Genomic DNA, 18,524 nt, shown 5'->3' on the forward strand with positions numbered 1-18,524 from the left:
ATCCCGGCAACGGGAGTATGGCAGGAATCACCGCAGAGCTTGATTTACAGATTGGGCTCTTTCAGAACGCCCTTAGAAGGGCGGAGGGGCAGCTAAGCGGCTTCGCGCGGCGAACCGGTGGAGCTGGTGGCGGTGTTGTTTCCGGGATCTCCGGTGCCCTGAACTCCGGGCTAGGAGCCATTACCACGGCGTTGACTGGCGCGGTGGTGGGTGGCGCAGCTCTCGCCGGTGTAGCCGGAGGCGCGGCGATCATGGGTGGCATGAAGCGCGCCATGGATGAAGAGACGTTGCAAATGTCCTTCAACGTCCTGGTGGGTGACGAAGATAAGGCAAAGCAGGTGCTCGCGGACCTCCGCAAGCTGGGGGAGGCAACTCCTTTCGAGTTCCCCGAGTTGGCGGATGCGGGCAGGAAGTTGATAGCGTTCGGTGAGGATGCAAGCAATGTCACAGAGGCGCTTCGCCGCATTGGTGACGTGTCTTCTGGCGTGGGCGCGCCTATCAGCGACGTGGCCGAAATTTACGGCAAGGCTCGTGTCGCGGGCACTCTCTTCTCCGAAGACATCAACCAGCTCACTGGGCGCGGCATCCCAATCATTTCGGAGTTCGCGAAACAGCTTGGAGTCTCGGAAGCTGAAGTGAAGAAGCTAGCTAGCCAAGGGAAAATCACGTTCCCAATGCTTGAGCAGGCGTTCAAGGATCTGACCGGCGAGGGCGGAAAGTTCGCGGGCATGATGGAGGCTCAGAGCGGCACGGTTGCCGGGCTACTCTCTACGCTACAAGACTCATGGGGCTCCGTGCTCCTGGAGCTGGGCCGCCCGATCAATGACGCGATTCGTCCCATGCTCAAGGCGGGCATTGGTATGATTGATAAGTTGAAGGAGGGCGCGGCGCGTGCTGGTGAGGCAATTGCGGGTGCCTTCAAGGCTATCATTGCCACTTGGCAGACCCTTTCCTTTGCCGATATGGGCGAGCTTGCGCGTGCGGGGATCTCCCTTGGTTTCAAGGGGGCGGTCAACTTGCTTTATGCCGGGCTCATGGGCGCAATGTCTGCCTTTGGAGCTGGGATAGTGGAGCACGGGAAGAACATGGTGGCGGTGTTCGGTATTCTCACTACGGCGGGCTTTTGGAAAGGCATGGGCAACGTATTGCTCGGCATCTTTCAGGGTGTTGTGTCCTTCTTTGGTGACGCAATTGCGAACATCCTGACGGAGTTCAAGAAGGTGCCCGGCCTAGGGCACCTAATCGGCGATGCTGATGAGGCAATGCGGGACGTTGCCGGTGACTATCGGGAGTCCTCGAAAGAGAACCTAGGCAAGGGTGGGGCTCAGCTTGGCCCCGCTTTCGATACTGCAATCAAGCGCACCCTGAAGACAGCGGAAGCCATCGCTAAAGCTTTCAAAGAGGGCTATGCGCGCACCGGCAACGTGATGGATTCGGAGGACGAAAAGAGGGTGATGGAAGACGTGCGCAAGCGCATCGCCGAAACCATGGCGAAGAACGAAGAGGCGAATAAGAAGGAGAATGAGAAGCTGAAGAGTGGTGGTGATAGCGGGAATAACGAGAAGGTGGCGTCTGGTGACGGCTTCGCGGTGAATGGAAGAATCTCGGGAGCAATCAACTCCATCATGGGACGGAGCACGAACGAGTTGCTTGCCAGCTCTATGCAGCAAGTCGCGCAGCAAATGGAGCAGAGTAACAAGACGCTGGGGGAAATTGAAAAGAACACAAAGCCCAAAACTGACACGCAGGCAAAGCCAGCAAAGAGCAACACCCCGACCGGTGTTTTTACCTAAACCATGAGCGAACCATTTCAGATGCAGGGGGCTGGCGGCTCCCGCGATGAGCGCAACGTGTATTCCCTCACGGTGCCATGGTACGCGCCAACCCTGGATGACGTTCGCTCCGTTGGCTCAGCGCCTCCGCTTGGCTTGGTGGAAACTGGGCGCACCTGGAACGAACTGGATGCAGGCGGCTTTCAGGTGGATGTTTCTTATGAGGGCATCCCCGATGGAGAAGACACGGAACAAGAGACCATCGAGTTTGATTCCGATTTTAAGGAGGAGCCCCTCCCGGCGCATCCAGCGTGGGCGACAATCAAAGAGAAGTATCGAGGGAGCGTTGATAGTACTGGTGCGGTGAAGTTCGACGAGTTCCTTGAAAAAGCATACAAGGGTGCCCTAGGGGGCGCACAAGCTGGGAACAAGGTGAAAAATCCGCTCTTCGGGAGTAAGTCGTATCTTGAGTTTAGCGCAATCTTTAGGCGGACGCGTATTGTTGAACAGCTTCCGGGTGATTTGCTCTCAAGCATCGGAAGCATCCAGAACAATCTTCCTGGTGGTCTCCCGACTCCCGAAGGCCGGAATTGGCTGGTAATGCCGCCCAAGGTATCCAAGCGCGGGAATGTGTGGCAGATCCGGGACGAGTGGAAACTATCGCCTAAAGGCGGTTGGCCCCCCGAGGTTTACAACCTGATTCAGTTCTAGGCATGGACACAAGTTTTTTAAAGGTGAAGCGGGGGGACAACATCCTTTCCGCGTGGAAAAAGCTCTTGGCCTGGGTGGAAACTACTCGCGTAATCGCGGGGCCGGGGCAACGTATCCACGTGACGCCTGCCGGCACGCGCGTTTATGTGGATGACCCGTCGCGGCAGTGGGCGCACCCTTGGCGCGTTCATCTTTCCGGCGGAGAGGCTAGCATTGAGGCTGGAAACGTGAACGGAGAGCCTGCCATGCTCAACGGTTTGACGCTGGATGGCTTCAATAAAGACGAAGTGCAGGTGACTCCGCCCCGGCTTAAGGTGAAAGGTGTAAAGGCCGGGAAAACGTGGATCTGCTTAAAGGTGACGACAAGGGAAGGCGTGATTGTGGCGGATGATCTCAATGCGTTGACCGTGGTGGAGGTGTCCAGCCTTGACCCTCGCTTGATTGAGGGCGGTTCTCCCGATAAGGACGGGGTGGGGCTCCACGTTCTCGCCTTCATTCGCTGGCGCGACTCAAAGCCGTTGAAGGTGGTCCAAAACACCCACTTCGACCTGCAACACCGCTTCATCCCGGCGAACGATGGCAGGCCCGCGCGTCATGTGTTCTGGGGTATGTGAAAGCTTAGTTCGGGATTTCGGGGAGGTTGTAAATGTCGCGGCGTAGTAAAAAAGTTGTGTTGACCAACTAGGCGATGTGTGAAAAAATGGGAATTGCGTGTGATAATTGCAACGACGTCGCCTAGTTGCCTTCGCCCGGGCTTCCGTTGGTGTTCATGCTGGGCTATTGAGGAGACATGTATGGGAGTCGAACTCGGATTTAGGGGTTTTGCCTGTGATCGCACTACCGAAGATGGCGCAGACGAAATCTATATGCTTGTTTTTTGTCGTCGTGGCGGGGCTACCTTTTCTTCTCGCCTTCCGCGTGACTTGCCTCAGCAAGAACTTGGCCACTGGGATATGAATGACGGAGGTCAAGGATGGAAATCGGCAGTGGTGCCATACTCAGGTGACGCACACGGGATTAATGATGGTGTGTTGTTAACGCTTGATGGTAATCTCAAGGATGGCGAGTCCGTTGAGATCCAGGTCATTATCATGGAAGAGGATGGTGGAAATACAAAAAAGCTACAGGAGGTTGGGTCGCAAGTTTTACAGCAGACCGGTGATCCCTACGCTGTAGCAACTGGAGTAATTCTCGGTGCCCTGACGAATTTGGGATTCAACATTCTTGCTGATACCGATGACTTTATTGGTTCCTTTGGAGTGAAGGTTGTGGGCGTTGGTGGAGGTCGAATCCGTGCAGATTGGAAGCGTGGAGATTCGGTCACCATCAGCCAGCCTGATCCAGAGCATAAGAATGATCGCAATCGCAATGAGTTCCGTTTCAATGGCTCCGGTTCAAATTACGTCGGGTGGTTTTGGGTTACTCGATAGTCGCGATTCGGAGCGACAAAGCTAGTATGAACACCACGTATGCATTTGTTTTTACGGAGATGAGAGGCGGCCAAGTGGCATGGTTTGCCAGTTGGCCAATTAATTCCAAACTAGTTTCACTTTACGGTAATCCCCAACCATTTATTCAGAATTTGATTTCAGCGGGATGGCAGCAAAAGGCTAGCCTCGATCTTTCCTCCGCTCCAGGGCCAGAAGTTCTGATATTTGAGAAACGGAACGTACCTGGAGGTGGTGGTATAGGTGACTGGCCTTAGGGCGCTCTTTTGTTGGTATAGGCCGAGCAGGTTGAGAGCCCTCCCATTGTGGAGGGCTTTTTGATGATCCGCGCCGAAGACTGGAATAAGCTAATCGACACAATCACTCGCAATCTGCCTCTCGTGTGCGGCGGGGATGCCTTGCCCGCGTGGCGGCATCCTTGGCACATGGTGACCCGCTGGCGCGCAGATGCGGGAGCCTGGGCCGTGCAGATCAATCCGGGGTGCGTGAATGGGGATGAAGTGGAGATTGATGTGCTTGCCAGACTGGCACCGGCGGAAACGCTTGAGCGCCTGGATAATCCTCCGGAAAGCTCTACGGTTCGCGCGTATCTCACAGAAGCGCCAGAAGTGCCGCTAGGATCGCTCCGGGGAATTGGGAAGGGCTCTGCTCCTACGGGAGCAATCCAGACGCCCGGAGGCGGCGTCACAACCACGCATGAGCCCGTTCCCGCGTTCTTCCTCGCGCTGGGAGTAAAGGAGGCAAAGCCCGTGACGTTCCAAGATCCCAACACCGGCGTAACTTCTATTGCCGGGCTCCTTGAGGATAGCGCGGATCTAACCCCGTACCGTCTCCTCCGTGCGTGTGACGTGGTGCTTTACAAGGATCGCTTTGGCACCGCCACAAACTGGCAGCAAGGGGCGGGCGTGGACGGGAGTTTCATGCAGTTCGATGTCGGATACTCTATACCGCCGGAAGGGCTCCGCTCGTTTGGTTATGTGAAGCTTGATTCCCAGTACACCCCGCCGGTGCCCGTGGACCCGATGACGAAGCTTCTCGGAGGCTTCACAGACTCGACGAATGACTCATTGAAGATTGGCACCGTCTATCTCCTTTCCCCTTATGACGCGTCCGTTGACGATCCCGTAGATGACACATGGACTCCATACGTTGAGCACTCGCTCTTCTGGAACCTCATGCACGCCACAAACCGCCTTGAAACAGTGGCAAACACAAACCTCGTGCTGCCTTTACCTCTCGCGGGCGGCATTGCTCAACCACTGGTGAACAACATTCTCGCCACACTCAATGATGAGGCGGACAAGGTGGCGGAGTTTCTCGCAAACCACGAGCTTGCAGGGAGATTTTGGAGCGTATGAGCACAACGAAGCACGGAGCCAACAAGGCGGCTCGACTGGCAGAGAAGAGGGCGCAAGAGCAAAAGTCGAAGGTGGTGCCGCCACTTGATCCACCTTTTCCATACAAGATGCAGCCTTTTGATCCTGCATTCTTCGCCTTCCCAGCCAATCCGGCCAAGCCTACCCCGAAAGGTTGACGTGACTCCATGGGGGAGTCATGGAAGCAAGCCCCCTCTACGCCGATCTCACCCGCCGCATTCTCTCTAGCGATCTGTCTGGAAGCTCGGCGTTTTCGTTTCCCTCCTTGGTGCAGGGCGATACGCTCACCATTGGGCTACGCTTCGCGCAGAATGTGGGAGGATCCCCGATTGAGGTGAGCCGCAATGTGCAAAGCCTCCGCGCTGTCATTGGCAAATTGGACGCACGTCCGGAGAGGGGAAGCTTCCAGCTCACCATTGGCCCGGATGCCGCAAGCCCGGCCAATACCACGGCAACTTTGCAGCACAACGAGACCGCGAAAGCCGTGCAGGACGCAATCAATGCGTTGCCTGATATTGTGGCAGAGTACGGCAGCGCGACCGTGACCACGCACGCCGGAAGTTGGATCGTGAAGTTTGGCGCTGGCACGGTGGAGGTGGAGATTGCAGCCACGGCGAACGATCTCTTTCCTATTTCTTTCTGCCGTGTTCGCGCCTATGCCAATCATGATGCAGAGTGGTTGCATGAAGTGCGCCTGATTCAAGCGCCGGTTGCGCTTACGGACACGAGCGAGCGCATTGTTCCTCCACCGCCGAAAATCACCCGCTTGCAGGCTGGCGGGTTCAATGGGACAAGCGCATGGAACGAAGTACAAAAGCTTTTCGTGCCTCCCCAGTTCGTGGGGACGTTCCAGATCCGGCGCGGCTACGCAAAGAGCACTCTTCTTTCCCTGGCCGATGGCCCGGAAGAAACTGCCGAGGCTATCAAAGCGCTTGCTGACGAAGATGGCGAGTTTCTGGTGACGAATCCCACAAACTACGCGATGCACATTGAGTTCAAGGGCTCAATGGCGGCGACGGAGCAAGACTTGCTCACCGTAGAGGTCTATGACGCTCCGGAGGGGGATCTCACGTTTAGCCTACCCTTGGACTCCTGGGAACTAGCTACCGTTCTTCGCGCGTCCAAAGATGGGGAGGTGAAGCTACCGTTTGAGATCTCCGCAGAGCTGGCGGATGAGGCTGACGCCGACACCTTCCGCCCGGTTAAGCTGTATCGCGGCGAGGTCAAGATTAAGCGTGAGCTGGGGTTTGATGAAATCGCCGTTGCGAAACACGTGGATTGGCTCCGAGGGCCGAAGCGACGCGACTACATTCCGTTTTCACTCTCGCAGGTTATCACGGGAACTCAGCATCATTCCTCAGCTCTGGGGGATGGGGTGGCCACGAGCTTCACAGTTGAGCACGGGCTCGAAACGGAATCGCTGCACGTGACCTTGCGCGAGAATAGCTCGAACCTGCCCGCTTTGGTTCATGGCACCGACTACACTTGGACCCCCAACGATGCGGATTCCTTGACCGTGACGATGCTCACGGGCAACCCCCGCGCAAGCGGGTCCGTGGCGTGCCTCATTTCGTCCGCAGGGCCGAAGAGCGCCTTTCAGGACCACGGGCACACCATTCCGCAAGTGTACCTACTTCGCCAAGAGTTGGACGCTCTGGGCTCTCGTATTGAGGTGCTTGAGGATCTCATCCCCTCCGGAGCGGCGGAAGTGACTAACAAGGAGCAAGAGGGTGTGATTGCGGAGTGGCCCCTTCCTCCCATCTTTGAAGTGTTCCCTTCACGCACCGCCATTAAGGGCGCAAGTCTCGCAACGGTTGACCTGCCCCTCAGCCTCCGCCCTGGCGGACTGTATCCCGCAATCCATGACGCCACCGTTGAAAACGTTTCTTCCTTGCCCTCCACATTCCCTGTGCCCTCCGCCACCTACAAGGGCAAGGTTTACACGAACAACACTGGCGCGAATGTGCTTGCTCCTGGTGGAATGGGCACGCGTTCGATGAACGTGAAGCCGGGCGAGTTCGTTGGGTGCGATGGGCGCGCGTGGTATCGCGTGGCGAAGTACGCGCCAACCTCTCAAACCACATTCTACCCGACCGCATTCGAGCGTGAGCTATTCATGTTCCACGTGGACGGCGAGCAACTTCGGCTCAAGAAGACCTTCAAGCTTTCATTCGGAATGGAGCTGGCCGTGCTCAACGCCAACACCCGCGCTCAATGGAGCGTGATTGTGCAGGTGGGCACCGCTACTCAGGAAACCACCCCAGCAACCACGGGCGCAAACCTGAAGGATGTTGAGTGGGTTTCGACCCCCTTGCTTGAGCACCGCATGATTTTGACGCGCGTCCCCTCAACCCACAAGTTCGGGGTGAACATCAAACGCGCCCTTGTGGGTGTGGTGGACACTCTCACGGCGGAGAAGGTGCTCTATGGAAACGCGAAGATGGCCACGCCCCCGGCTTTACCTACGTTTGCAATCCGCGCTCTTCTGGCACGCTTTGACACCGAAGACAGTGAAGAGAACGCACGCGGCTTTGTGGCAGTTCGTGGGCTCGCCCTTTCCACCGGCGGCGCTACGGATTCCGAAGACGGCAAAGCGGTAATCAAATAGACTATGGCAGCTCCCGTCATTGACCCAACAACGAGCATCCTCGCTTACAGGCGAGGGGAGTCGTTCGTGTATCAGCCCGCCGCATCAAACTCGCCGACATCCTGGGCGGCGCTTGGGCTCCCGGCTGGCGTCACGATCAATACGAGCACGGGAAGGATTTCGGGAGCTGCCACAGAGGCGGGCGTTTACAACGTCAACCTCACCGCGATCAATGGCGACGGGACGAGCGCGCCCTTGTTCGTGGCTATGGGCATTGAGTCCAGTATTTATGAGCCTGACGGTTCCGTTGAAATCAACGTGGATTGGCTTACCGGCAAGGTGACGAACCCCGCGACAAAAGACGGGGAGCCGGTGGCATTCCTTGCGCGCGGTGACACGTTGATTGCCGCCGTGGGCATCATGAAGAACGCGCAGCTCCAAGACTTGCCTGTTACCCTCGTGCAACTCGCCATCAAGGAATATGAAGGCGAGGCGGTGCTTAGCCTGGGTGACGGGCTATTCCGCAAGTCGGGCTCTTTCGATCAGACTCGCTACAAGACCGCTATCAAGTTCGAGCCTGACGCCTTGACGCCTATCCTGGCGAGCTATGAGGGCGACAGGGCCACCTATTTCGATGCCACCGCAGAGCTTCGCATCATGTGGAGCCACCAGCTTCTTGACGGCGGTGAAGTTGTAGAGCTGGAGCGCACTTCCCAAAACTTCACCATCCGCCTTTCCCGCGATTTCATCGTTGCACCATGACCGCAGACATGACGTTTCCCAAAGCCCGCCAGCTTGCATTGCGTGGGTACTTCATTAGGCGTCGTTCTTGGGACGGCTCAGAGGGTGGGCACGCGCTGGCCTGGGTGAGCTACAATTATGGGCTCTACTTCTATCACCTCGCGTCAGGTGTGCGCGTCGTTGATGGGCCGGATGTGACAGCCGCAGACTTGCGCGCGACGGATTGGACCCTTGATCCGGTGGAGGTTGAGGATGGGACAGTTGATCCTGGAACCGGTGTTGAACCGGGAGATCCGGTGTATCCACCAACGTACGAACCGCCAACGGGCAACTTCTCAAACCCCAACGGGGGCAAGGGCGGCTCTGGCGGCGGCTCTGGTGGTGGTTCGGGGAATGGAGGTGGGGAAGGTCCGCAGTCTCCTGGTGGTGGTGGTGGCGGTTCTGGCAGTGAAGGCGGCGGCGGAGACGAGCCAAACCGCCCGCCGAAGCAGAAGCGTTCCGCTCCCTCCATGACGCTTACCGTGAATCGGTTGAGCGGTGAGGATTGCGTTACCACGGATGAAACAACGGACAGCTTTAGTGCAAGCGCGTCGCTTGGGAATGACCCGGACGGGCTCCCTGGTGAACTCTGGTTCTTATCCATCAAACACGGCTCTCCCGATGGGACGAAGACAGCGTTTCATGGAACCATTGCGCCGGGCGACACGCACGATGCAAGCTTTTCGGTTTCAGCAGAAGTGGGGCGGACGTTCTCTGTTACGGCGCGCGCGTATCTTTCCAAGGTCAGCTTGGAGGCATCCGATAGCAAGAGCGCGCCATTGCGCGGCAAGTGTCCGGAATGTTCAGAGGGACAGTATTTCTCGCACAATGATCAGATTTGCAAACCTATCCCGACGTGTGAGCCGGATTACTGGTTCAACTTCACAACGGAAAATTGCGAGTACCATCCTCCCACGGTGCTAGGTTGCACGGACTGGACTGCAATTAACTATAACCCTTTGGCCACTCTTGATGATGGCAGTTGCATATACTCCTGCCCAGAAGGCCAGCATTGGGAAACGGAGACGCATCAATGCGTTCCAAACACGGTTTTTGGTTGCATGGACCCAGCCGCCAGTAACTACAACCCCTCCGCCACGGAGAGCGATGGCTCTTGCACCTATACTTGCCCCGAAGGGCAGTATTGGAACGGAAGCGAATGCGTATCGAGTGAAGTCTAATTTATGAAGCCCGGAATTTGGTTCGACTCAAACGAGAAGAGGGGCAGACGCTCCGCCGGTCTCTCCGTGGAGATGACCACCACGGAAGCGAAGGGGCTCCTGGCTGGATTGGGCCGGGCGCTCCGGAGACTGTGGCGGAAGGTTGACAGGGGAGACAGTGACAAATGCTTGTCTCCCTCGAAACAACCACCGGGACAGTCCTCCTGAATGAGGCACCGGCGGACTCTCTTAGCTTCCGAAAGGGAAACGTCGTTCCTTTCCGCGTTCGCTTTCTCAAGGACGGCGCGCCCTTTGAGCCCCCGACTTCCGCCACGGTTAGTGTAAGGCTCAATGCGGCGGACACCTATGGTGGAACCGGATACGCTAGCGGCTCCTTTGAAGGAGTGGAAGGCACAGGAGAGGAAGCGGTTTGCTTGGTGAAGCTTGCCCTCACGGACACCAGCTTGCTGAATGCTTTCAGCGATGGAGCGGCAACGGTTTCGGCGCTTCTGGAAATTCGCTGGATCATGGGCGGCTACACTCTCACTTCCCAGCTCGTAGCAGCTACCATTGACAACACCCTGCACGCGTAACCATGGCCACCCCTCGTTTTGACCCAAAGATTTCACTGGGGCACATTCTGACGGCTCTTAGTATGATGGGAGCCGTATTCATCGCCTGGGGCGTGATGACGGAAAAGCTGGCGCACGTCAAAGAGGCGCAATCCGCACAGCAGGCGCGCACTGAAAAAGTTGAGGATCGAACCGGCAAGCTGGAGGCTGACAGCGCCACGCTTAAGGCGAATATCTCCGCCATCAATGACGGTATCCAAGACCTCCGCCAAGACTTGCGCCTTTCCCGTGGCACCGCAGCCCGTTGACACCGGCCCTAGGGCATGCCCGCAAACCTGACTCTCCCACGCAGATCAAACCGCCCGGAGCTTTCCGCTTGGGTGCTGGATAAGGCCCTAGGCTGGGCCTTTCGCAAGTACGCAAAAGGCGCGCTTTCCAACCACAAGACCACGCTTGCTGGCGTGGGCTCCATCCTGGCCGGGCTTGGCTCGCTTGTTCAGCTTATCATTGCCTGGACCGATGGCGGGGAGATCCGCTTCATGGATCTGGCGGACGTGATTGGATTCATTTCCCTGGGCTTCGCGGGCATCTTCGCCCGTGACTACGACAGGACCAGCAAGGGAGAGCTTGCCGTTATTGACGGCCACGTGATCCCGAAGGCTCTCCCGGTGGAAGAGTAACACTTTCAAACCCCCCAAACAAAACAACCCTCGAAACGTGAAAGAAAAAATCCTCTCCCTCTTCTCCAAGGAAACCCTGATTCAGGTTCTCGCCTTCTTCTTCTACGCCATCACCCCTGGCGCGTGGACCAAGGCAAAAGAAGCCGTGACCGAAGCGGAAGACCTTTTCAGTGAGCCAGGCACCGGCGCGGCTAAGTTCGCCCACGCGAAGCGTGTGATTGCGGACGCTTACAAAGAGCTGGCCCCGCGCGCCCTCAACTGGCTCATTGAAACCGCGCTGGCGTTCCTGGGAGCCAAGCTCCTCAAGCAAATCAAGGTGTAGCCATTCAAGACAACACCTGACCGGCGCGAGCCTCTCCCGATTGGCTGGGAGAGGCTCTTTTTTTTGACAGCGGGGAAGGGGCATGTTTGCCAAACTCCTCGCCCTATTTGCAACCAGTGCGGCCAGCAAAGCCGCGCTCACCAAACGCACAGAAACCGCCGCAGAGAAGCCGGACGCCACACCCGCAGTCTCTACACTGCGCAAGCCCTCTTCGATTGCGGAAGCCATCGCAGAAGCCGCAGAATCCCAGATCGGCATTCGCGAGAGCGAAGGTCAGAACCGGGGGCCGGGAATCGAAAAGTTTTGGACTGCCACCAGCTACAAGACTGGCTATCAGAACCGGGAGCCCTGGTGTGCCGCCTTCGTGTGTTGGTGCATCCTTGAGGCTCTGCTTCGCCTCAGCATCAAGCCACCCTTCAAGCGCCCCACCACCGCGCAGGCGTTTGGCTTTGAGCCTTGGGCAACCTACAGCGACACGGACAACGTGAAGCTCGTGCCCACTACGGGCGACATCCGACGCGGGGACATCATTGTTTACTCGTTCTCGCACGTGGAGATTGCGACCAAGGACACACCAAAGAGTGTGAATCTTGTGGAGTGCGTGGGCGGCAACACCAATGACGCCGGGAGCCGGGAGGGGGATGGCGTTTATAGGAAACAACGTCGCCGCAAGTCCTTCCGCGCCGTTGTGCGCATTGAGTAGTTTGACAGCCTCGCAGAGAGGCATGCAACAAACGCTCGCACTCGATCTAAAGACAAGCACGCTTAGCCTTGTTTCCTCCCGCGAAGCTCTTACCTCCCTCACGCTTCGGCGCGGCGGACGTTATGAGCTTCGCCTTTTTATGACAGAGCACGGCTCACCGGTGGATCTCCCGGCGGGTTTTACCGTGGAGTCCTCCGCCAAGAAGTCTGCGGACTCGCCTAACGCCCTCATTTTCTCCTCGTGGAGTGGCGCGAGCCCGGTGGAGTGTACCATGCAGGCAGCTGGCACCGTGCTTGACGGCCTGCTTGCTGCAGATGGGGATCCCACGAATGACGTGGAAAGCGTGGATCTCTTCTTTGACGTTCTTGTTCTGGACGGCTCCGGTGAAGTTGTCGCGCAGTCCCAGCGCGTGACGCTCACCGTGGAAAACAGTGTCACCCGTGGCGGAGAAACGGGGCCGGAGTTGGCTCCTTTGTCCGCGCGATTGATTGAGAGCCTTCCTGCCGTGACGGGGCTGGTGGGTGGTGAGCCGGAGCACCTGGACTCTCGCGCAACCGTAGCCTTGCCTCTTGGCTGGCGTGTCCTGGCGAAAGATGGTGAGTGGCTTCGCCTCTTCCAGCTGGTTGAGCATGATGGCGCGGAGCTTCCGGAGGGTGCCGTTCTGCCGGTGGATCATGACGCAAGCGCCAATGCAAAGGCGTGGTTGCCTTGCTCGTTTGAGGGGGTGACTCCGGAGGAGCTTGCGGGGGCTCTTGTGGGTAAGGCAGACGCTTCCACCTTGAGCGCCCACACGGGCAACACTAGCAACCCTCACAGCGTCACGGCGGAGCAAGTCGGCCTTGGGAGTGTGCCCAACTACGGCGTTGCCTCGCAGGTGGAAGCGGAGGCTGGCGCGGTGACTGACAAGCTCATGACCCCGGAGCGAACGGCGCAAGCTATCGCGGCGCTTGGCGGCGGTGGTGGTGGTGGGGCGAGAACCTTGGACATTCAGATTTTCAGCACGCCCGGCTTGTCCACCTGGACAAAGCCCGCCGGGGCGGTCTCGTGTGAATGCGTGGCAATCGGTGGTGGTGGCGGTGGCGGCTCTGGCCGTCATGCCACTGACGGAAACCACCGGGGCGGCGGTGGCGGTGGTGGGGGCGGAGGCATTGTGAGGGAGCTAATCATGGCCGATGAATTGGGCGCAACGGAGGTGGTTACGGTAGGGGCAGGAGGGCCTGGCGGCGCTGCAATTTCGGCGAATGACACGAACGGAGTAAGCGGCATTGCCGGAAGCGCCTCGACTTTTGCCGGACGCTCTGCTACCGGCGGGAATGCGGGCGCGGGCGGGGTAGCTGGAACAGGAGGGGCAAGCGGTTCTGCCATTTCAAATGGCAGTTTCGTACATACAACCGCTTTCACTACGGGTGTAGGCGGGAGCGGGGGTGCAAATGGTGCGGGGAGTTCTCCAACTCCAGTTGCTCAAAGAGGCCCCACCGGCGGCGGCGGCGGTGGGGGCTACAGCTCTGGTGACACCGGGGGCACCGGAGCGGCTGGCGGCTCGCAAGGCGCGGTCCCGGTGGGAGTGAAGCAAGGTGGTAGTGGCTCCAACCCCATCAACCCGATTGTTGGCGGGAATGGTTCTGGAACACGCGGCGGCGGCGGCGGTGCGGGAACCGTCAACGGTGGGGGGCACGGCGGCAACGGTGGCGTTGGGGGTGGTGGCGGAGGCGGCGGCGGTGCTCCCAATACTGCTACCTCTTCGGGGAAGGGTGGGGACGGAGGCAATGGATTGGTGATCGTCACCACCTATTGCACCCTGTGACACCTAGAACCACGGATTGACAACGAGGCAAGCGAGAGCCTCCGCTCACAGACGAGCGGGGGCTTTTTCTTACCCCCACATTCACCTATGGAAAACCGAAAGTGGAGCTTCGCGTCGAAGTCTCGTAACGTCCACACTCTTCACATTGATCTCCCGCACGTGGGGGATGAGCAATTCATCTTGCTACAATCGGACGTGCATTTCGACAACCCCCATTGCAACCGGGATCTCTGGCGGGAGCACATGGACAAGGCGCGCTCGCTTGACGCTCCCGTTTTGGATGCCGGGGACTTCTTCTGTGCGATGCAAGGCAAATACGATCCGCGCAGTTCAAAGAGCGACGTGCGACCGGAGCACGCGCGAGGCGATTACCTGGATGCCCTGGTGCGCACTGCGGCGGAAGAGCTGGAGCCGTACAAGGATCTCCTCACGCTTAGAGCCTGGGGGAACCATGAAACCGCCATCTTGAAGCGGCATGAGACGGACCTCACCGCGCGCCTCGTAGAACGGTTGAAGGTGATGGACAGCGGGGCGGAGTGCGGGCAGTTCTCTGGATGGGTGCGCATTTTCGTCACCTATCAGGGTACCCGGCGCAAGAGCTTCGATCTCTTCTATCATCACGGCTATGGCGGAGGCGGACCCGTGACACGTGGCGTTATTCAAGCGAACCGCATGGGGGTGTTCTTGGATGGTGCCGACATCGTTTGGAGCGGTCACACGCATGACTCCTGGATTATGCCAGTTGAAAAGGTGCGTCTCACTCAAGCGCTCAAGGTTGAACAGTTCCGCCAAGTCCATATCCGCACCGCAGGCTATAAAGACGAATACGAAGACGGTGCGCGTGGCTGGCACATCGAGCGCGGCGCGCCCCCGAAGCCACTAGGAGGCGCTTGGTTGCGTGTCTATCAATCTGTCGGGGGAGAGGTGCAAGTTGACGTTGTGGAAGCTCGCTAGTTAGGCAGGAGTGCTAGTTGGGGGGGGTGTTGGGGTGCAAAATTTGGACCATGGACCATCTTTAAGGTACTGAACAAACCCCTCAACTTTTCTGGTAGTGCACAACTTTCGAAGTTGCAAGCCCATCTGCGTCAACAATACGCGTCCAACTGGAAGTGCGGTATCGCGTTGGGATGAGAGATCCATCTCAAGCACTTCCTTATGATAGACAACTCGAAATTGCGTGGGAAGGGATTTTTTCGAAAGGCCGAAGGTCTCATATCTTATCAAGCCAATCGCTTCAAGCTGTTGGATCGATGAAAATGTCACCCCATTTGTAGTGTAGATTGGTTCTTCCTCTTTGAAGATCAATGGAGTTGGATGCCCGAGGTGCAGGAGAAAGTTTAGCATGTTGCTAAACATCTCTGCATCCGATTTTTCCAGCTCCGCCAGAAAGTTGACTGTTCGCTTAGAGTACGTTCCGGGTTTATTTACTTCGCCTGAAAGCACCTTGCTCCATAGATCTTGCATTTCAGCTTCTGAAATGAGCTTACATTTGTCGAAAAAATTCGCGAGCCAGTCGTCATTTACATCCTCTGGTTTTGCCGTCTCTTCGATCCGAGAAATTGCCTCTCGCACGATGCTTTCGATATTTGCCTGACCGCGCAATTGCTCGACTGTGATTCTAGCTTCGGTCCGCAGTTTGATCAATTTTACCTGTTCATCTGCTTCTGCCTTAATTACGACGGCTTGCGCCTTCGCTTTGGCGTCACGAACAATGTTGCCAGGCTTTAAATAATCGCCTATGTGCCCTGAAAGCTTTTGCAGAAAGGTATTCACGGGTTTTGCCCAAGCGCCAAGCTTAACGAAGCTAATGCTGTTGTCAGTGTCACCTTGCTGATCATTTTCTTCTTGCATGATGGTACGGAGGATGTGTAGCCAAAAACTACACGCTGTTCTAGCGGCAGTGCAAGCAGATGACGGGGATAAAAAGTTACGGTGCGCCGTAATTATCTGTTGCGAATGTTACGGTGAGCCGTTATTATTGAGCCATGAAAGCAAAGGAAGTGGTTGCCAGACTGAAAGCAGACGATTGGACACTCAAGGCCACTAAAGGCAGTCACGCACAATACGTCCATCCCGTTAAGCCGGGCAAGGTGACGGTCCCGCAGCACGGCGGGAAGGACATAGCCACTGGCACGCTTCGAAGCATATTCCGTCAAGCTGGGTGGCCGTGGCCCCCGTGAGGGTGATGAAAGGGGGCGGGGAGGGAAACCTCTTCGCCTTGAAAACTGGCATTCCTTGAAATTTATGGTACAACTACAAAACGAACGCGATATGAAATATCTCTTGGTTATCGAAGAAGCGAAAGGCAACCTTAGCGCCTACTTCCCTGACGTTCCCGGTTGCGTTGCCGTTGGCGACTCCGTGGAGGAAGCCCGCGCCAACGCGAAAGAGGCTCTCGAATTCCATTTGGAGGATGACGAAGCGCCTGCATCCCGCTCATTGCGGCAAATCTTGGAATCGGGCGACGTGGTGAGCACCGGTGAGGAAGTATTCGCATGGGTGGACTATGAGCACGGAAAAGCCCTCGCCACGGCTTGACGCTCTCATAGAGCGCATGAGCGAGTTTTGCGAAGCGAAGCGGGGCAGGAAAACCGCGCTCGCTCAATATCTGGCCGTTCGCCAACACATGGTTAGCGAATGGCTTTCGGGCGTAAGCAAGCCTTCTGCCGAGAACGCATTAGGTATCTTGGAATGGATGGCGGAGGTAGAGGAGTAGGGCAGAACGGGACGGTTTGACGTTCCCTGAAGGGGGACGCTTCACACCATGTCCGCTCCCGCTCCTCGCCGCCGTCGCCCTCAATACATTTCATGGCGGCAAGCCGCAGTAGGGGAAACTCTCTTCATCATTCCCGCTGGGAATAAGCTTGAGGAGTCCATGGAGATCATGGGCACCCTTGAAGCAATCTCCCGCGCGGAGCTTGGGGAACCTGGACTCCGAAACGACAGGGGATTTGCTTCAACGGGAGCATTCAAGTTCAAGGAAGAAACCTTGCTCCGGCGCTTGGATCATTGGCGGGCAATCCGGCTCGTGGAAAGCTAGCCAAGGCATCAAGCTGCTTCTATGATTGCGCCTTTATCAGGAGGGGGCAGGCTGAACGAGTGCCCGTTCGTGCGTCCTAAATGGGAAGAGGGCGGCACAAGTTCTTCGTCAATGTCCGCATGAAGTCCTTCTGGAGTGAGCATTGCACGAATGGTGCCGCCCTCGCGGAAATGGAGTTTGAAGCGCCCTGGTGCAAGCTCAATGCTGGATAGAACGGCACGGAAGTTGGCTCCCAGTTTGACGGGATCTTGCCAATCCATGCGCACGAGCGTTGGTAGATCCGGCCCGCCCTCCAACTCCTCTTTTCGGAGAGCCATTTCCAATCCCTCTTTTTGTGCCTCCAGATCCCGCAACCCCCGCTCAAGGGCGGAGGAATAGCCGCGCGAAATCACCTGCACGAGTGTATCAATCCGCTCATTGATCCCCAGCAGCTCTTGCCGCAGGATGTCCCGCGTTTTGCCACCGGACGCGCTGGCGCCCCCTTTACGGGCAAGCGTGACCCTATCCACGAGGGAAAGGGTGAAGGAGAGTAGATCCGAAATTTTCCAGCCAACGGATTTACACCGCAGCGTCGTGTTATCGTACGATACGAGATAGCCGTAAACGCGACCATTGTCTTTGTGTTGTTGAACGAGATGGCAAGAGTTCCCCGCTTCATCGTAGAGAAGCCCGCGAAAGGGGTTCGCGTTTGTAAAGCGGCCCGATTTCTGAACACGAGAGCTAAGTAAACGGTTTGCCTCAATGAAAACCTCTGGAGGTATTATGGCGGGGTAGTGAGTCGGCATCACCACCCGGCGGGAGATGTCTGTTGCATACATGACACGCTCTCCAAGTACTGCCCGACTCCGAATGATTAGCATCACGGCCCGAGTGCTCCATTTCGTTTCCGCCCGAGCGGGCTTTACCTTGCGAGCTTGAAGCTCTAGCGCCACGTCGCGAAGGGTGGAGCCGCTCGCCATCATGTCGAACATCAGGCGGACAGCCTTCACTTTGTCGGGGATGGGTTCGTAAGCGCCCCCCTTCACCCGGAGCCACATGGGGCAACGCTTTGAGGGCTCATCCTTCCCAGCGAGGGCTCGCAGCCTTCGTTGTTCCCATGCCGCCCCGATTCGGCGGGATTTCGTCCGGCTCTCATCATTTGCCCGCGCCAGCACGACGAGCGACAGCATAAGCTCGCCCATATTGTCGTTTACGCGTGCCTTGTCATACTCCCGCCCGTCCGCCAGAGTTACGACAGTGATGCCGCCATTGATGAGGCGGAGGAAGAGCGCCACAGCTTCCGACAGATCCGCACGGGTGATGCGGTCTAAGCTCTCAACAACGAGCGTAGAGCCTCGCGGAATGCTCCCGTCCTCAACCTTTGTGAGGAACGCGAATAGCGCGCCCTGGGTTGCGTTCTTGCCTCGGAAAGCAGAAACGCCAAGATCCCTGTAGTCCTCCACCAGCGCCACCCCTCGCGACTCGCACCATTGCCGGGTCAGGGCGACCTGACGGCGGAGGGAGTCACCCTTTGCCTGCCCACCGGAGGAGAAACGAATGTACGAGTATGCTTGCACGGCGTGTATTAAA

Annotated in this window: 19 protein-coding genes; 17 read left to right on the forward strand and 2 right to left on the reverse strand. The window is 57.5% G+C overall.

The genetic code is table 11. The features are described 5' to 3' along the window. The first annotated feature begins 17 nt into the window (after positions 1 to 17). The 15 genes from BV106_RS22740 to BV106_RS22815 all read left to right on the forward strand — a co-directional run bounded on the left by BV106_RS22740 (position 18) and on the right by BV106_RS22815 (position 14,869). Positions 18 to 1,793 carry a tape measure protein gene (locus BV106_RS22740; RefSeq protein ID WP_038168567.1) on the forward strand — a complete coding sequence of 592 codons (1,776 nt, stop codon included), beginning with the start codon at positions 18 to 20 and terminating at the stop codon, positions 1,791 to 1,793. Positions 1,794 to 1,850: 57 nt separating this feature from the next. Beyond that, entirely contained in the window at positions 1,851 to 2,483 is a 633-nt protein-coding gene (locus tag BV106_RS22745; RefSeq protein WP_265595979.1) for a hypothetical protein, read from the forward strand. Positions 2,484 to 2,485: 2 nt separating this feature from the next. Next, on the forward strand, positions 2,486 to 3,097 hold the full coding sequence (locus BV106_RS22750; RefSeq protein WP_038168570.1) for a hypothetical protein: 612 nt from the start codon (positions 2,486 to 2,488) through the stop codon (positions 3,095 to 3,097). Between the two features lie 180 nt (positions 3,098 to 3,277). Continuing rightward, positions 3,278 to 3,913 (forward strand): hypothetical protein, encoded by a 636-nt coding sequence (locus BV106_RS38810; protein WP_265595980.1) that lies wholly within the window; start codon positions 3,278 to 3,280, stop codon positions 3,911 to 3,913. Positions 3,914 to 4,356: 443 nt separating this feature from the next. Continuing rightward, a complete protein-coding gene (locus BV106_RS22760) occupies positions 4,357 to 5,289 on the forward strand; it encodes a hypothetical protein (protein WP_038168574.1) in 933 nt (310 codons plus the stop codon). Between the two features lie 196 nt (positions 5,290 to 5,485). Continuing rightward, positions 5,486 to 7,915, forward strand: a complete 2,430-nt coding sequence (locus tag BV106_RS22770; protein ID WP_038168577.1) for a hypothetical protein — start codon at positions 5,486 to 5,488, stop codon at positions 7,913 to 7,915. Positions 7,916 to 7,918: 3 nt separating this feature from the next. Beyond that, entirely contained in the window at positions 7,919 to 8,656 is a 738-nt protein-coding gene (locus tag BV106_RS22775; protein ID WP_038168579.1) for an Ig domain-containing protein, read from the forward strand. Continuing rightward, positions 8,653 to 9,855 carry a hypothetical protein gene (locus BV106_RS38815; protein ID WP_265595982.1) on the forward strand — a complete coding sequence of 401 codons (1,203 nt, stop codon included), beginning with the start codon at positions 8,653 to 8,655 and terminating at the stop codon, positions 9,853 to 9,855. The genes BV106_RS22775 and BV106_RS38815 overlap by 4 nt, the downstream gene beginning before the upstream one ends. Before the next feature lie 164 nt (positions 9,856 to 10,019). Beyond that, on the forward strand, positions 10,020 to 10,427 hold the full coding sequence (locus BV106_RS22785; RefSeq protein ID WP_038168585.1) for a hypothetical protein: 408 nt from the start codon (positions 10,020 to 10,022) through the stop codon (positions 10,425 to 10,427). Positions 10,428 to 10,429: 2 nt separating this feature from the next. Further along, positions 10,430 to 10,714: a hypothetical protein gene (locus BV106_RS22790; RefSeq protein ID WP_265595983.1), complete on the forward strand. Its 285-nt coding sequence runs from the start codon at positions 10,430 to 10,432 to the stop codon at positions 10,712 to 10,714. Positions 10,715 to 10,729: 15 nt separating this feature from the next. Then, positions 10,730 to 11,086 carry a hypothetical protein gene (locus BV106_RS22795; RefSeq protein ID WP_265595984.1) on the forward strand — a complete coding sequence of 119 codons (357 nt, stop codon included), beginning with the start codon at positions 10,730 to 10,732 and terminating at the stop codon, positions 11,084 to 11,086. 37 nt (positions 11,087 to 11,123) lie between these two features. Further along, a complete protein-coding gene (locus BV106_RS22800) occupies positions 11,124 to 11,408 on the forward strand; it encodes a hypothetical protein (protein ID WP_038168588.1) in 285 nt (94 codons plus the stop codon). An 82-nt stretch (positions 11,409 to 11,490) separates the two neighbouring features. Continuing rightward, positions 11,491 to 12,111, forward strand: a complete 621-nt coding sequence (locus BV106_RS22805) for a hypothetical protein (protein WP_038168590.1) — start codon at positions 11,491 to 11,493, stop codon at positions 12,109 to 12,111. A 22-nt stretch (positions 12,112 to 12,133) separates the two neighbouring features. Further along, positions 12,134 to 13,915, forward strand: a complete 1,782-nt coding sequence (locus BV106_RS38820) for a hypothetical protein (protein WP_265595985.1) — start codon at positions 12,134 to 12,136, stop codon at positions 13,913 to 13,915. Between the two features lie 87 nt (positions 13,916 to 14,002). Next, positions 14,003 to 14,869, forward strand: a complete 867-nt coding sequence (locus BV106_RS22815; RefSeq protein ID WP_038168591.1) for a hypothetical protein — start codon at positions 14,003 to 14,005, stop codon at positions 14,867 to 14,869. On the opposite strand, the gene BV106_RS22820 is transcribed toward BV106_RS22815, so the two are convergent. After that, on the reverse strand, positions 14,870 to 15,766 hold the full coding sequence (locus BV106_RS22820; RefSeq protein ID WP_051946212.1) for a DUF2806 domain-containing protein: 897 nt from the start codon (positions 15,764 to 15,766) through the stop codon (positions 14,870 to 14,872). It lies immediately after the preceding gene. A gap of 134 nt (positions 15,767 to 15,900) precedes the next feature. Between BV106_RS22820 and BV106_RS37575 the strand changes: the two genes are divergently transcribed. Further along, a complete protein-coding gene (locus tag BV106_RS37575) occupies positions 15,901 to 16,095 on the forward strand; it encodes a type II toxin-antitoxin system HicA family toxin (RefSeq protein WP_081892131.1) in 195 nt (64 codons plus the stop codon). A gap of 64 nt (positions 16,096 to 16,159) precedes the next feature. Next, entirely contained in the window at positions 16,160 to 16,453 is a 294-nt protein-coding gene (locus BV106_RS22825; RefSeq protein ID WP_265595989.1) for a type II toxin-antitoxin system HicB family antitoxin, read from the forward strand. A 510-nt stretch (positions 16,454 to 16,963) separates the two neighbouring features. Here BV106_RS22825 and BV106_RS36105 read toward each other — a convergent pair. Next, positions 16,964 to 18,511, reverse strand: coding sequence for a recombinase family protein (locus tag BV106_RS36105; RefSeq protein ID WP_051946213.1), 1,548 nt, complete (start codon positions 18,509 to 18,511; stop codon positions 16,964 to 16,966). Between the last annotated feature and the right edge of the window lie 13 nt (positions 18,512 to 18,524).

Origin of the sequence: Verrucomicrobium sp. BvORR106 (assembly GCF_000739655.1) — a bacterium.
In the GTDB taxonomy this organism is placed as follows: Bacteria; Verrucomicrobiota; Verrucomicrobiia; order Verrucomicrobiales; family Verrucomicrobiaceae; genus Verrucomicrobium.

Excerpts from the sequence above, each read along its gene's own strand:
- BV106_RS22795 (WP_265595984.1), top strand. The coding sequence starts at position 10,730 with ATGCCCGCAAACCTGACTCTCCCACGCAGATCAAACCGCCCGGAGCTT.
- BV106_RS22815 (WP_038168591.1), top strand. The coding sequence starts at position 14,003 with ATGGAAAACCGAAAGTGGAGCTTCGCGTCGAAGTCTCGTAACGTCCAC.
- BV106_RS22740 (WP_038168567.1), top strand. The coding sequence starts at position 18 with ATGGCAGGAATCACCGCAGAGCTTGATTTACAGATTGGGCTCTTTCAG.
- BV106_RS22805 (WP_038168590.1), top strand. The coding sequence starts at position 11,491 with ATGTTTGCCAAACTCCTCGCCCTATTTGCAACCAGTGCGGCCAGCAAA.
- BV106_RS38810 (WP_265595980.1), top strand. The coding sequence starts at position 3,278 with ATGGGAGTCGAACTCGGATTTAGGGGTTTTGCCTGTGATCGCACTACC.
- BV106_RS22770 (WP_038168577.1), top strand. The coding sequence starts at position 5,486 with ATGGAAGCAAGCCCCCTCTACGCCGATCTCACCCGCCGCATTCTCTCT.
- BV106_RS22750 (WP_038168570.1), top strand. The coding sequence starts at position 2,486 with ATGGACACAAGTTTTTTAAAGGTGAAGCGGGGGGACAACATCCTTTCC.
- BV106_RS22785 (WP_038168585.1), top strand. The coding sequence starts at position 10,020 with ATGCTTGTCTCCCTCGAAACAACCACCGGGACAGTCCTCCTGAATGAG.
- BV106_RS22825 (WP_265595989.1), top strand. The coding sequence starts at position 16,160 with ATGGTACAACTACAAAACGAACGCGATATGAAATATCTCTTGGTTATC.
- BV106_RS37575 (WP_081892131.1), top strand. The coding sequence starts at position 15,901 with ATGAAAGCAAAGGAAGTGGTTGCCAGACTGAAAGCAGACGATTGGACA.
- BV106_RS22775 (WP_038168579.1), top strand. The coding sequence starts at position 7,919 with ATGGCAGCTCCCGTCATTGACCCAACAACGAGCATCCTCGCTTACAGG.
- BV106_RS22760 (WP_038168574.1), top strand. The coding sequence starts at position 4,357 with ATGGTGACCCGCTGGCGCGCAGATGCGGGAGCCTGGGCCGTGCAGATC.
- BV106_RS22790 (WP_265595983.1), top strand. The coding sequence starts at position 10,430 with ATGGCCACCCCTCGTTTTGACCCAAAGATTTCACTGGGGCACATTCTG.
- BV106_RS22820 (WP_051946212.1), bottom strand. The coding sequence starts at position 15,766 with ATGCAAGAAGAAAATGATCAGCAAGGTGACACTGACAACAGCATTAGC.
- BV106_RS38815 (WP_265595982.1), top strand. The coding sequence starts at position 8,653 with ATGACCGCAGACATGACGTTTCCCAAAGCCCGCCAGCTTGCATTGCGT.
- BV106_RS38820 (WP_265595985.1), top strand. The coding sequence starts at position 12,134 with ATGCAACAAACGCTCGCACTCGATCTAAAGACAAGCACGCTTAGCCTT.